Consider the following 12,754-nt stretch of genomic DNA (forward strand, 5'->3'; position numbering starts at 1 on the left):
CGAGTCGCGCTGACTTCACGACCCCGGGCGATCCGCTCGGGGTTTTTTTCTGGGTCGATCGCGTGGGGGCCACCCTAGGAGACCCTGATGATCGACCATCGCAAACTCGGCCGCGAGCTGGACCTGTTCGACTCCGATCCGCTGATCGGCGCCGGGTTGCCGTTCTGGCTGCCGGCCGGCGCGGCCGCGCGCCACGAGGTGGAGTCCTATCTGTACGAGCTGGAACGCCGCAACGGATACCAGCACGTGTACTCCCCCGTCATGGGCAAACGGCAGATGTACGAGTTGTCCGGCCACTGGGCGAACTTCGCCGACGACATGTTCCCGCCGATGCCGGTCGGCGAGGACGAGCTGGTGCTGCGGCCGAGCCTGTGCCCGCATCACGCGCTGATCTTCAAGGCGCGGCAGCGGTCGTACCGGGAGCTGCCGCTGCGGATCGCCGAGCTGGGCCAGATGTACCGGCAGGAGCGCTCCGGCGTGCTCGGCGGCCTGTCCCGGGTGCGCTCGATCGCGCTCAACGACTCGCACATCTTCTGCGCGCCGGAGCAGGCCGCGGCGGAGGTCGCCGGGGTGCTGCGGCTGATGCGGGAGTCGCACGCGGCGCTCGGCCTGCGGCCGGCCTCCTTCCAGCTGTCGCTGCGCGGGCCGGGAAAGAGATACGGCGGTTCGGAACAGGGGTGGGCGGAATCGGAACGGTTGCTGCGGGGCGCGCTTGCCGACGAGGGATTCGCGTACGCGGTGAAGCACGGTGAAGCCGCGTTCTACGGTCCGAAGATCGATGTGCAGGTGAGCGACGCGGCCGGCCGGGAGTGGACCATCGCCACCATCCAGATCGATCACCACCAGCCGGAGCGGTTCGGCCTCTCCTACGTCGACGCCTCCGGCGGCAGGTCCCGGCCGGTGATGGTGCACCGGAGCCTGGCCGGGTCGATGGAGCGGTTGTTCGGGCAGCTGATCGAGGAGCACGAGGGGGCGTTCCCGGTCTGGTACGCCCCCGTCCAGGTGGCCGTGCTGCCGCTGGACGGCGTCGTCTCGTCGTTCGCTCAGGATGCCGTCGCCGCCGGGCTGCGAGCCTCGGTCCACCACGACGGATCGCTCGGGGCGCGGATCCGGGCGGCGTCGAAGGTGCCGTACATCGCGGTGATCGGTGAGCGAGAGGCTGCGGCGGGACTGGTCTCGCTCCGGCTGCGGGGTGGGCGGCAGCTCGACCCGATGCCGGGGGCGGAGGCGATCGCACTGATCAGCGCGGCCGCCGCCGCCCGGTCACCTCAGCTCTTGGCGAGACCGTAGGTCAAGGCGTCGACGAGGGCGGTCCAGCTGGCCTCGACGATGTTCTCGTGCACGCCGACCGTGGTCCACTCGCGCTGGTGGTCGCCGGTCCCCAGCAGGACGCGGGTGATCGCGTTGGTGCCGTGGGTGCCCTCCAGGATCCGTACCTTGAAGTCGGTCAGCTCGAACGACTTCAGCGCCGGGTAGTGGTTGGAGAGCGCCACCCGCAGCGCCTCGTCGAGGGCGTTGACCGGGCCGTTGCCCTCGGCGGTGGCGATCACCCGCTCGCCCTTGACCCGCACCTTCACGGTGGCCTCGGAGATCACCTTGCCGTCCTCCCGGTGCTCGACCAGCACCCGGTACGACTCCAGGGTGAACGGGCGGCTGACGTCGGCGCCCGGCAGCTCGCCGCGGACCAGCAGCTCGAACGAGGCGTCGGCGGCCTCGAAGGACCAGCCGCCGGCCTCCAGGTCCTTCACCTTCTGGGTGACGGTGGAGAGGGTGTCCGGATGGCCGGCCAGGTCGATGCCGAGCTCGCGACTCTTGAGCTCGATGCTGGCCCGGCCGGCCATCTCGGTCACCAGGATCCGCATGTCGTTGCCGACAACCGCCGGGTCGACGTGGTTGTACAGCAGCGGATCCACCTTGATCGCGCTCGCGTGCAGGCCCGCCTTGTGGGCGAACGCCGCGGCCCCGACATAGGCCTGGTGGGTGTCGGGGGCGATGTTGGCGATCTCGGCGAGCGCGGTGGACACCCGCGTCGCCTTCTCCAGGCATCCGTCCGGTAGGACCTTCAGCCCGAGCTTGAGTTGCAGGTTGCTGACCGTGGCGAACAGGTCGGCGTTGCCGGGGCGCTCGCCGTACCCGTTCGCGGTGCACTGGAAGTGGCGCACCCCGGCCTCGACCGCGGCGACCGTGTTCGCGACGGCGCAGGCGGTGTCGTTCTGACAGTGGATGCCGAGCCGGTCGGCGCTCACCCCGGTGCGCTCGACGACCTCGGTGACCGCCTTGGTGACCATCGAGGGGAGCATGCCGCCGTTGGTGTCGCACATGACCACGCGCTCGGCGCCGGCGTCGATCGCGGTCTTCACCACGCTCGCGGTGTACTCCGGGTCGTGGCGGAAGCCGTCGAAGAAGTGCTCGCAGTCCACGAACGCCCGGCGGCCGCTCGCGACCAGGTGCCGGACGGTGTCCCGGACCATCGCCAGGTTCTCCTCGCCGGTGGTGCGCAGTGCCCGCTCCACGTGCCGGATGTCCGACTTGGCCACCACGCAGACCACCGGGGTGCCGGCGTCCAGCAGGGCCTGGACCTGCGGGTCGGCGGCCACGTCCACACCGGCCTTGCGGGTCGCGCCGAACGCGACCAGGACCGCGTGCTTCAGGTTCAGCTCGGTCTTCGCGCGTTCGAAGAACTCGGTGTCCTTGGGCATGGCGCCCGGCCAGCCACCCTCGATGAAGCCCACGCCGAACTCGTCCAGCAGCCGGGCGACCGCGAGCTTGTCGGCGACCGTGTAGCTGATTCCCTCGCGCTGCCCACCGTCGCGCAGCGTCGTGTCGAACACCTGGTAGTCCATCGGGGAGGTCCTTTCAGTCGGTCACCCACACAACAACAAAAAGACCCCCCGCGGATGCGGGAGGTCTGCGCGTCGGCGAGAGTCAGCCGGCGCGCTAGGTGCGAATAATCAGCACGAGGTGGGTCACGAGATGAAGCATGCCACTATCCCGGCGTGAGGGAGGCGGTGTTCCACGTATCGAGACTAGGTTCATTGCCGTGGTTGCCGAATCGTACTCGCGAAACCTGGGGTTCTCCGCCACCTACAACTTCCGCGACGTCGGCGGATATCGAGGGATGGACGGCCGCACCGTGCGCTGGCGGCGTCTGTTCCGCGCCGACTCGCTGCACCGGATCGGGGACGCCGACGCGGCGGCGTTCACCGCCCTCGGCGTCCGGACCGTGATCGACCTGCGCCGCCCGACCGAGGTGGAACGCTTCGGCCGCGTCCACGAGCGGTACGGCCTCGACTATCGCAACCTGGTGCTCAAGCACATCGACTGGGAAGAGGTCGAGCACCCGGAGGGGATGGTGCACGAGCGCTGGCTGGCCGACCGCTACCTGAACTTCGCCGAGGACGGCCACGAGGGCATCCTCGACTCGCTCCGCCTCATCGCCGACCCGGCTGCCGCGCCGGTCGTGGTGCACTGCATGGCCGGCAAGGACCGCACCGGCACCATCTGCGCCCTGACGCTCTCCCTGCTCGGCGTCTCCGACGAGGACATCGCCGCCGATTACGCCCTGACCACGGACGCGATGGCCCCGCTCACCGCCTATCTGATGAAGACGAGCCCGGAGTCCGTCAAGGGCAACGAGCACATGTTCGACTCGCCCCCAGCCGCCATGCTGATGTTCCTGGACGACCTCCGAGCCCTCCACGGCTCCGTCGAGGAATACGTCCGCGAGATCGGCCTCACCGACGCCGAGATCACCTCGATGCGCCACCACCTGCTGGATTGAGCAACCTCCGAAGATCAACTTCAAGATCTTCATTTGCGCAGGTCCGCGCGGGTACGGACCGCATGCTCCCGCGCGGGCCGAGGCCGGCGATCTGGCCGCTACGCGTCCATAGCGATCGCCGGCCTCTTCACTGTCCGCGGGTGGTTCCGGAGATCAAAACCCAGCTGGTCCTGAGCGCCCTATCGCGCTCTCGAACAGGGCCCTGAGGACCAGCCACCAGTCCCCGGCTGGCCGTCAAGGCCCTATCCCGACCCGGGATAGGGCGCTGAGCACCAGCCCGGATCTGAGCTTGCGGTGGGAGCCGTTACTCGTCCGGCTTTCGGGCTCTCAAGGCAAGCCAGGGCGGTGAGCGCACCCAGTCGCAGACCGCACACGGCGGCCGGGGGCAGACAGACTCGAACCACCGTGGGGGGTCGGCCGAAGTTGGATTTTCGCAACCACCCGCGGACGTCGCCCTTTCGGGGTTCGTGTTCTGGGCGCGCAGCGCCCTTGCGAACCCCGGAAGGGTCCCTGGCGGGAGCGACGATCGGTGATCAGCGCGGCCCGAGTCAGTATCGTGAATTGATCTTGGTAATGCGAAAAGGGTCAGGCGACGCGGTGGACCCAGCCGAAGGTGTCTTCGGCGCGGCCTCGCTGGATGTCGACGAGCTCCTTGCGGAGGCCCATGGTGACGGCGCCGGGGCCGCCGTCGGCGACGGTGAAGTCGCCGTCGAGGCTCTTGACGGTGCCGATCGGGGTGATGACGGCGGCGGTGCCGCAGGCGAAGGCTTCGCGGACTCGGCCGGAGGCGGCGCCGTCGCGCCACTCCTCGAGGCTGATGGCTCGCTCCTCGACGCGGCGGCCGGCTCGCTCGGCGAGCTTGATGACCGAGTCGCGGGTGATGCCGGGGAGGATGGTGCCGGTCAGCGGCGGGGTGACCAGGGTGCCGTCGTCGAGCACCAGGAACACGTTCATGCCGCCGAGCTCGTCGATGTACTTGCGCTGCACCGCGTCCAAGTAGACGACCTGGTCGCAGCCGTGCTCGATGGCCTCGGCCTGGGCGGAGAGGCCGGCCGCGTAGTTGCCGCCGCACTTGGCCGCGCCGGTGCCGCCGGGGGCCGCGCGGGTGTAGTCCGGGGTGACCCAGACCGACACCGGCTTGACGCCGCCGGAGAAGTACGGCCCGACCGGGGAGGCGATGACCAAGAAGAGGTACTCGAGGGCGGGGCGCACGCCGAGGAAGACCTCGCTGGCGTAGGCGAACGGGCGCAGGTAGAGGCTGCCGTCCTCGTCCTCCGGGAGCCACTTGCGGTCGATCGCGATGATCTCGTGCAGCGACTTGAGGAAGATCTCCTCGGGCAGCGCCGGCATGGCCATCCGCTGGGCGGAGAGGGCGAAGCGGGCCGCGTTCGCCTCCGGGCGGAACATGGCGACGCCACCGTCGGGCAGCGTGTACGCCTTCAGCCCCTCGAAGATCTCCTGGGCGTAGTGCAGGACCGCGCTGGCCGGGTCCATCGGGATCGGCGCGCGCGCCTCGACGCGGGGCTCGTACCACCCCTTGCCGTCGGCGTAGCGCACGGTGACCATGTGGTCGGTGAAGATCCGGCCGAAGCCCGGGTTGGCCAGCATCGCGGCGCGCTCGGCGTCCGATACGGGCGCCGGGTTCGGACGGATCTCGAATTCGAGGCTGTCACCACCGCTCATGACAACGCGACCTGCTTTCTGCGGAAAGACCAAAGAGGGGCACCCGTAGTGCGCCCATGAATGTACCCCGAACGGTCGTTAACACAACGGCGGCGAGGTTGACGCCCGAGTAACCAGAGACCCGGGCGTTCCAGGAGAGACGGCGTCAGAGCGCGGCGGCGACCCGGTCGCCGACCTCGGCGGTCCGCAGCGGCGCGCCCGGCGTGCGGGACGCGACCTCGGCCGCGACCGCCTCGGTTACTCGCGCGGCCTCGGCGTGCTTGCCCAGGTGCTCCAGCAGCAGCGCGGCGGAGAGGATCGCGGCGGCCGGGTCGGCGATGCCCTTGCCGGCGATGTCCGGGGCGGAGCCGTGCACCGGCTCGAAGGTCGACGGGTACTTGCGCTCCGGGTTGACCGAGCCGCTGGCGGCCATGCCGATGCCACCGGTGACGGCGGCGGCGATGTCGGTGAGGATGTCGCCGAACAGGTTGTCGGTGACGATCACGTCGTAGCGCTGCGGGTTGCTGACCATGAACATGCTGGCCGCGTCGATGTGCTGGTACTCCGTGGTGACCTCGGGGTACTCCGCGGCGACCGCGGCGAAGGTGCGGGACCACAGGTTGCCGGCGTGGGTGAGCACGTTGGTCTTGTGCACCCAGGTGAGGTGACGGCGGTCGCGGCGCTGGGCGCGCTCGAACGCGTCCCGGATGACCCGCTCGACGCCGTGCCGGGTGTTCAGGCTCTCCTCGGTGGCGATCTCGGCGTGGGTGTCCTTGTGCAGGACGCCGCCGGCACCGACGTAGAGACCCTCGGTGCCCTCGCGGACCACGACCATGTCGATCTCGCCCGCCTTGACGCCGGCGAGCGGGCTGGTGGTGCCGGGCCAGAGCTTGGAGGGGCGCAGGTTCACATACTGATCGAAGTCGAAGCGCAGCTTCAGCAGCAGGCCGCGCTCCAGGATGCCCGGCGGGACGCTCGGGTCGCCGATCGCGCCGAGCAGGATGGCGTCGTGGCCGGCCAGCTCGGTCTGGATCGAGGCGGGCAGGACCTCGCCGGTGCGGTTGTAGAGGCGGGCGCCGAGGTCGTACTCGTTGTAGTCGACGCCGGGGAGGACGGCGTCAATGACCTTGCGGGCCTGCGCGGTCACCTCGGTACCGATGCCGTCGCCGGCGACCACCGCGATCCGCGCCACGCTCACGTCTGACTCCCCTGCACACGTCCGGATAATCAGCACTCACGGTAACCCTTGATCCCGAAGCCCGGAACGTCGGTCCCAGCTTTTGAGCGCCCGCGGCGTTTTCGCTGGATGATCTCCGGGCGGACAGGGGCTTTCCCGGACTTCCTCCGGACGCGAACAACCCCCGGACCGCGGCAAACGGTCACGGGGGCTGATGCGACGAGTACGCGTGGCTCGGTCCCGCCGGAAGCGCACGGTCCCGCGACGGACTCCGTCACCCGAAGACGTGCCCACCCGGAACGCGCGGCTGGGGACAACGCTAGCGATGCGGACTAAAGACGCGCAAGACGCATCCCCGCGTGTCGGCCCACGGGTTCTCACCCTGGGGCGGCGGTGATGGCACCATGCGCCGGTGAGTTTCGACCTAGTGGTGTGGGCGATGGACCCCGCGTCGGCGCCGGATCAGGTGCGCGCCGCCAATGCGCGGTGTGCCGAGGGCATCCACGCGCAGCGCCCGGCCGACCCCCGCGTCGTCGCCTTCTATGACGCCCTGACCAGCAACTATCCGGATCGCGGTCCGCGCGCGACGGCGCCCGGCTCGCCGTGGGCGAGCGCGCCGCTGCACGCCGCGGCGGACCACATCCAGATGCGGCTGGACGAGAACTGCCCGGACCTGGTGCTGGAGACGATCGAGCGGCTGGCCGCCGAGCTGAACCTCGACCTGCTGGATCTCCAGGACGGCACGGTGTATCCCCCACCGGTCCGCGCTCGTTAGTCGGGTCAGTCGGCCCGGAGGTCGGCGGCCGCGAAGGCCGAGGAGCCGATCTCGGCGGCCACCGTCGCGAGCAGGTCCGGGTCGACCGAGCCGTCGACGGTGAGCGTCATCAGCGCCTCGCCGCCGGCCGCCCGCCGGGCCACCTGCATCGCGGCGATGTTGACCCCGGCCCGGCCGAGCGTGGTGCCGATCCGGCCGACCACCCCCGGGTGGTCCCGGTAGCGGAACAGCAGCAGTACGCCGTCGGCCGGCAGGTCCAGCTCGAACCCGTCCACCTCGACCAGTTTGCCGGCGGCGCCGGCCACCGCGACCGGGCGGCCGTCCGGCAGGGCGCCGCGTACGGTGATCAGGCTGGAGTGCTCACCGGCGTCCTCCGACGTCGCCAGCGCCACCTCGACGCCCCGGTCGGCGGCGAGCTGGGGCGCGTTCACGTACGTCACCCGCTCCTCCACCACCGAGGAGAACAACCCTTTCGTGGTGGCCAGCCGCAGCACCGTGACGTCGTGCGCGGTGACCTCCCCGGCCACCTCGACGGTCACCCCGGCGGCGATGCCACCGGCGACCGCGGTGAACACCCGGCCGAGCTTCTCGGCGAGCGGCAGCAGCGGCGTGACCTCCTCGTCGACCGCCCCGCCGGCCCGGACGTTCACCGCCTCCGGGACGAACTCACCGCGCAGCGCCAGCCGGACGCTGCGGGCCACCGCGAGCCCTGCCTTGTCCTGCGCCTCGACGGTGGACGCGCCCAGGTGCGGGGTGACCGTCACGCTGTCGAAGGCGAACAGCGGGGACTCGGTGAGCGGCTCGGTCTCGAAGACGTCCAGCCCGGCGCCGGCCACCCGGCCGTCGGCGATCGCCTCGGCCAGCGCGCGCTCGTCGACCAGGCCGCCGCGGGCCGCGTTCACGATCCGCACCCCGGGCTTGACCTCGGCCAGCTCCTTCTCGCCGATCAGGCCGACGGTCTCCGGGGTGCGTGGCAGGTGCACCGAGATGAAGTCGCTCTCGCGGATCAGCTCGGCCAGGGTCACCAGGCGGACGCCGAGCTGGGCGGCCCGGGCCGGCTGCACGTACGGGTCGTAGGCGATCAGGTGGGCGCCGAACGCGGCCATCCGCTGGGCCACCAGTACCCCGATCCGGCCCAGCCCGACCACGCCGACGGTCTTGCCGTAGATCTCGACGCCGGTGTAGGCGGAGCGTTTCCACGTGCCGGTCTTGAGGGCGGCGCTGGCGCTCGCGGTGTGCCGGGCCGTGGTCAGCAGCAGCGCCACCGCCTGCTCGGCCGCGGAGATGATGTTGCTGGTCGGCGCGTTCACCACCAGCACGCCCCGGGCGGTCGCGGCCGGGATGTCGACGTTGTCCAGCCCCACCCCGGCCCGCGCCACGACGCGCAGGTGTGGTGCGGCCGCCAGGGCCTCGGCGTCGATCCGGGTGGCGCTCCGGACGATCACCGCCTCGGCCTCGTGCAGGGCGTTCAGCAGCGCGGGCCGGTCCGTGCCGTCCACCGTCCGGACCTCGAAGTCCGTGGTGAGCACGTCGATCGCGGCGGGCGCCAATTCCTCGGTTACCAGGACGATGGCAGTCATCGACTCTCCATCCAGGTGCGTCGGTATTGACGGACCCAAATGGTACGGAGCTTCCCGGACGCCGGTTCAGTTCATTCACGCGATCGAGGGTTTCCGGAACCACCCGCGGACAGTGAAGAGGGCGGCGATCGCTCTGGACGCGCCAGCGGCCAGATCGCCGGCCTCGGCCCGCGCGGGAGCATGCGATCCGCACCCGGCCGGGCCCGCGTACATGAAGAAATTGACCTTGATTTTGGGCAGAGAAAAGCGCCTGGCCGACATCGACCAGGCGCTGTTCCGCAAACTACGCCGTCTCGGTGATCGGGCGGTCGACCCAGCTCATCATGCCGCGCAGCTTCTTGCCGGTGACCTCGATCGGGTGCGCCTCGCCCTGCTCGCGGTACTTCTTGAGCTCGGCGCCGCCGTTCTCGTCGTCGGCGATCAGGCGGCGGGTGAACTCGCCGGACTGGATGTCGGCCAGGATCGCCTTCATCTCCTTCTTGGTCTCCGCGTTGATCACGCGGGGGCCGGAGACGTAGTCGCCGAACTCGGCGGTGTCCGAGACGCTGTAGCGCATCCGGGAGATGCCGCCCTCGTACATGAGGTCGACGATCAGCTTGAGCTCGTGCAGGCACTCGAAGTACGCGATCTCCGGGGCGTAGCCCGCCTCGGTGAGCACCTCGAAACCGGTCTGGACCAGGGCGGCGGTGCCGCCGCAGAGCACGGCCTGCTCGCCGAACAGGTCGGTCTCGGTCTCCTCGGTGAAGGTGGTCTTGATGACGCCGGCGCGGGTGCCACCGATCGCCTTCGCGTAGGACAGGGCGAGCGCCTGGCCCTCACCGGTCGGGTCCTGCTCGACCGCGATCAGCGCCGGGACGCCCTTGCCGTCCACGTACTGGCGGCGGACCAGGTGGCCGGGGCCCTTCGGGGCGACCATGGCGACGGTCACGTCGGCCGGCGGCTTGATCAGCTCGAAGCGGATGTTCAGGCCGTGGCCGAAGAAGAGCGCCTTGCCCGCGGACAGGTTCGGCGCGATCGACTCGGCGTAGATCTTGCGCTGCGCGGTGTCCGGCGCCAGCACCATGATCACGTCGGCCCAGGCGGACGCCTCGGCCGGGGTCTTCACGGTCAGGCCCTGCTCCTCGGCCTTCGGGCGGCTCTTCGAGCCCTCCTGGAGACCGACCACGACCTCGACACCCGAGTCACGCAGCGACAGCGAGTGGGCGTGGCCCTGGCTGCCGTAGCCGATGACGGCGACCTTCTTGCCCTGGATGATCGACAGGTCGGCGTCGTCGTCGTAGAAAACTTCGGCGGTCATGACTTCCTTCTTCTCTGGTCTTGAAAAATCAGGCGGCACGCAGGGCTGGGCCCGTGGTGATGGAACGAGAACCTCGGCCGATGGCCACGAGGCCCGACTGGACCATCTCTTTGATGCCGTACGGCTCGAGGTCGCGCAGCAGCGCATCCAGTTTGTCGGGGTTGCCGGTGGCCTCGATCGTCAGGGTGTCCGGAGCGACGTCGATCACTCGCGCGCGGAACAGCTCGACGGTCTCCAGCACCTGGCCACGCTGCGCCCGGTCGGCACGCACCTTGACCAGCAGGAGCTCACGCTGGACCGACTGCGCCGGGTCCAGCTCCACGATCTTCAGGACGTTCACCAGCTTGTTGAGCTGTTTGGTGACCTGCTCCAGCGGGGACGACTCGGCGTCGACCACGATCGTGATGCGGCTGACGTCCGGGTTCTCCGTCTCGCCGACCGCCAGGGAGTCGATGTTGAAGCTGCGCCGGGAGAACAGCCCGCTGACCCGGGCCAGCACACCGGGCTTGTTCTCGACCAGCACGCTGAGCGTGTGCTTGTTGGACATCAGAGGTCGTCCTCATCGAAGGTGGGACGCACGTCCCGGGCGAACATGATCTCGTCGTTGCTGGTGCCGGCCGCGACCATCGGCCACACCATGGCGTCCTTGCCGACCGTGAAGTCGATGACCACCGGCGCGTCGTTGATCTCCATGGCCTGCTTGATGACCTTGTCGACGTCCGCCTTCGACTCGCAGCGCAGGCCGATGCAGCCGAGCGCCTCGGCCAGCTTCACGAAGTCCGGGATCCGGTGCTTGTGCGTGCCGAGCTCGGTGTTGGAGTAGCGGCCGTCGTAGAACAGGGTCTGCCACTGCCGGACCATGCCCAGGTTGCCGTTGTTGATCACAGCGACCTTGATCGGGATGCCCTCCAGGGCGCAGGTGGCCAGCTCCTGGTTGGTCATCTGGAAGCAGCCGTCGCCGTCGATCGCCCAGACCTGGGTGTCGGGCTGGGCCACCTTGGCGCCCATCGCGGCCGGGACGGCGTAGCCCATGGTGCCGGCGCCGCCCGAGTTGAGCCAGGTGCCCGGCTTCTCGTACTTGATGAACTGGGACGCCCACATCTGGTGCTGCCCGACGCCGGCGCAGTAGATCGCGTCCGGGCCGACCAGCGCGCCGATCCGCTCGATCACGTACTGCGGGGCCAGGGTGCCGTCGGTGGGCTCGTCGTAGCCCAGCGGGTAGCGCTCGCGGATGTCGTTGAGCGTGTTCCACCAGTTCGGGTACTGCTCGACGCCGCCGGCGGTGGCCGAGACCGCGGCGATCAGCTCGTCGATCACGTGCCGGGCGTCACCGACGATCGGGACGTCGGCGTGCCGGTTCTTGCCGATCTCGGCGGGGTCGATGTCGGCGTGCACGACCTTGGCGTCCGGGGCGAACGAATCGAGCTTGCCGGTGACCCGGTCGTCGAAGCGGGCGCCCAGGGTGACCAGCAGGTCCGCCTTCTGGAGCGCGTAGACCGCGGGGACGGTGCCGTGCATGCCGGGCATGCCCAGGTGCTGCGGGTGCGAGTCGGGGAACGCGCCGAGGGCCATCAGGGTGGTGACCACCGGCATGCCGGTCAGCTCGGCCAGTTTGCGCAGGCCGTCGGTGGCGCCGGCCTTGAGGACGCCGCCGCCGACGTACAGCACCGGGCGCTTGGCCTGGGCGATCAGCCGGGCCGCCTCGCGGATCTGCTTGCCGTGCGGGTGCAGGGTCGGCCGGTAGCCGGGCAGGTCCAGGGCCGGCGGCCAGGTGAACGTGGTCTGCGCCTGGAGCACGTCCTTGGGGATGTCGACCAGGACCGGGCCGGGCCGGCCGGTGGCCGCCAGGTGGAACGCCTCGGCGACGATCCGGGGCAGCTCCTCGGCCGTCTGGACCAGGAAGTTGTGCTTGGTGATCGGCAGCGTGATGCCCTGGATGTCCGCCTCCTGGAAGGCGTCCGTGCCGATCGCCGGGCGAGCCACCTGGCCGGTGATCGCGACGATCGGGACCGAGTCCATGTACGCGTCCGCGATCGGCGTCACCAGGTTCGTCGCGCCCGGGCCGCTGGTCGCGATGCAGACCCCGACCTTGCCGGTGGCCTGCGCGTAACCGGTGGCGGCGTGTCCCGCGCCCTGCTCGTGCCGGACCAGGATGTGCCGGACCTTCGAGTCGAACAGCGGGTCGTAGGCCGGCAGGATCGCCCCGCCCGGAATGCCGAACGCGACCTCGACGCCGAGCGCCTCGAGCGACCGGACGAGCGCGCCGGCGCCCGTGGTGGCTACCGGCGAGGTGACGGCCGGAGCGGTGTTCACGGCCGCCGCGACGGTGGCCGGAGTGACTCGGTGGGCGAGGGTTTCAGGCGTGGGTCTCGTCATGGCAGTTCAGACCTTTTCGGTTTGGCGTCCAGCACTTGAGCAACAAAAAAGGCCCACGTGCAGAAGCACGGGACCTAGCGCACCCTCCTGGTGGTCAGGAGCGGTG

At 70.0% G+C, this 12,754-nt stretch carries 10 protein-coding genes; 3 read left to right on the top strand and 7 right to left on the bottom strand.

Annotated elements, in window-relative coordinates:
* Positions 1 to 87 precede the first annotated feature (87 nt).
* A complete protein-coding gene (gene thrS, locus Aiant_RS15795) occupies positions 88 to 1,290 on the top strand; it encodes a threonine--tRNA ligase (RefSeq protein ID WP_189328778.1) in 1,203 nt (400 codons plus the stop codon).
* Here the strand turns inward: thrS and cimA are convergent.
* Positions 1,269 to 2,843: a citramalate synthase gene (gene cimA / locus Aiant_RS15800; protein ID WP_189328777.1), complete on the bottom strand. Its 1,575-nt coding sequence runs from the start codon at positions 2,841 to 2,843 to the stop codon at positions 1,269 to 1,271. The genes thrS and cimA overlap by 22 nt on opposite strands.
* 197 nt (positions 2,844 to 3,040) lie before the next feature.
* Between cimA and Aiant_RS15805 the strand changes: the two genes are divergently transcribed.
* Positions 3,041 to 3,781, top strand: a complete 741-nt coding sequence (locus tag Aiant_RS15805) for a tyrosine-protein phosphatase (RefSeq protein ID WP_229829839.1) — start codon at positions 3,041 to 3,043, stop codon at positions 3,779 to 3,781.
* Positions 3,782 to 4,366: 585 nt separating this feature from the next.
* Here the strand turns inward: Aiant_RS15805 and Aiant_RS15810 are convergent.
* Positions 4,367 to 5,464, bottom strand: coding sequence for a branched-chain amino acid aminotransferase (locus Aiant_RS15810; protein WP_189328775.1), 1,098 nt, complete (start codon positions 5,462 to 5,464; stop codon positions 4,367 to 4,369).
* A 145-nt stretch (positions 5,465 to 5,609) separates the two neighbouring features.
* The gene (locus tag Aiant_RS15815) at positions 5,610 to 6,635 is read right to left on the bottom strand and encodes a 3-isopropylmalate dehydrogenase (protein ID WP_189328974.1); all 1,026 of its coding nucleotides are present in this window, start codon (positions 6,633 to 6,635) and stop codon (positions 5,610 to 5,612) included.
* A 424-nt stretch (positions 6,636 to 7,059) separates the two neighbouring features.
* On the opposite strand from Aiant_RS15815, the gene Aiant_RS15820 reads away from it, so the two are divergent.
* The gene (locus tag Aiant_RS15820) at positions 7,060 to 7,395 is read left to right on the top strand and encodes a hypothetical protein (protein ID WP_425322697.1); all 336 of its coding nucleotides are present in this window, start codon (positions 7,060 to 7,062) and stop codon (positions 7,393 to 7,395) included.
* Between the two features lie 5 nt (positions 7,396 to 7,400).
* On the opposite strand, the gene serA is transcribed toward Aiant_RS15820, so the two are convergent.
* The 4 genes from serA to Aiant_RS15840 all read right to left on the bottom strand — a co-directional run bounded on the left by serA (position 7,401) and on the right by Aiant_RS15840 (position 12,648).
* Entirely contained in the window at positions 7,401 to 8,975 is a 1,575-nt protein-coding gene (serA, locus tag Aiant_RS15825; protein ID WP_189328773.1) for a phosphoglycerate dehydrogenase, read from the bottom strand.
* Positions 8,976 to 9,258: 283 nt separating this feature from the next.
* Entirely contained in the window at positions 9,259 to 10,272 is a 1,014-nt protein-coding gene (ilvC, locus tag Aiant_RS15830; protein ID WP_189328772.1) for a ketol-acid reductoisomerase, read from the bottom strand.
* A gap of 28 nt (positions 10,273 to 10,300) precedes the next feature.
* Positions 10,301 to 10,819, bottom strand: a complete 519-nt coding sequence (ilvN, locus tag Aiant_RS15835; protein ID WP_014694311.1) for an acetolactate synthase small subunit — start codon at positions 10,817 to 10,819, stop codon at positions 10,301 to 10,303.
* Positions 10,819 to 12,648, bottom strand: coding sequence for an acetolactate synthase large subunit (locus tag Aiant_RS15840; RefSeq protein ID WP_189328771.1), 1,830 nt, complete (start codon positions 12,646 to 12,648; stop codon positions 10,819 to 10,821). The genes ilvN and Aiant_RS15840 overlap by 1 nt, the downstream gene beginning before the upstream one ends.
* Between the last annotated feature and the right edge of the window lie 106 nt (positions 12,649 to 12,754).

This window comes from Actinoplanes ianthinogenes (assembly GCF_018324205.1).
Classification (GTDB): Bacteria; Actinomycetota; Actinomycetes; order Mycobacteriales; family Micromonosporaceae; genus Actinoplanes; species Actinoplanes ianthinogenes.

Bases quoted from the DNA above. Each gene is read 5' to 3' on its own strand.
- ilvC (WP_189328772.1), bottom strand. From the start codon at position 10,272: ATGACCGCCGAAGTTTTCTACGACGACGACGCCGACCTGTCGATCATC.
- serA (WP_189328773.1), bottom strand. From the start codon at position 8,975: ATGACTGCCATCGTCCTGGTAACCGAGGAATTGGCGCCCGCCGCGATC.
- cimA (WP_189328777.1), bottom strand. From the start codon at position 2,843: ATGGACTACCAGGTGTTCGACACGACGCTGCGCGACGGTGGGCAGCGC.
- Aiant_RS15810 (WP_189328775.1), bottom strand. From the start codon at position 5,464: ATGAGCGGTGGTGACAGCCTCGAATTCGAGATCCGTCCGAACCCGGCG.
- thrS (WP_189328778.1), top strand. From the start codon at position 88: ATGATCGACCATCGCAAACTCGGCCGCGAGCTGGACCTGTTCGACTCC.
- Aiant_RS15840 (WP_189328771.1), bottom strand. From the start codon at position 12,648: ATGACGAGACCCACGCCTGAAACCCTCGCCCACCGAGTCACTCCGGCC.
- Aiant_RS15820 (WP_425322697.1), top strand. From the start codon at position 7,060: ATGGACCCCGCGTCGGCGCCGGATCAGGTGCGCGCCGCCAATGCGCGG.
- ilvN (WP_014694311.1), bottom strand. From the start codon at position 10,819: ATGTCCAACAAGCACACGCTCAGCGTGCTGGTCGAGAACAAGCCCGGT.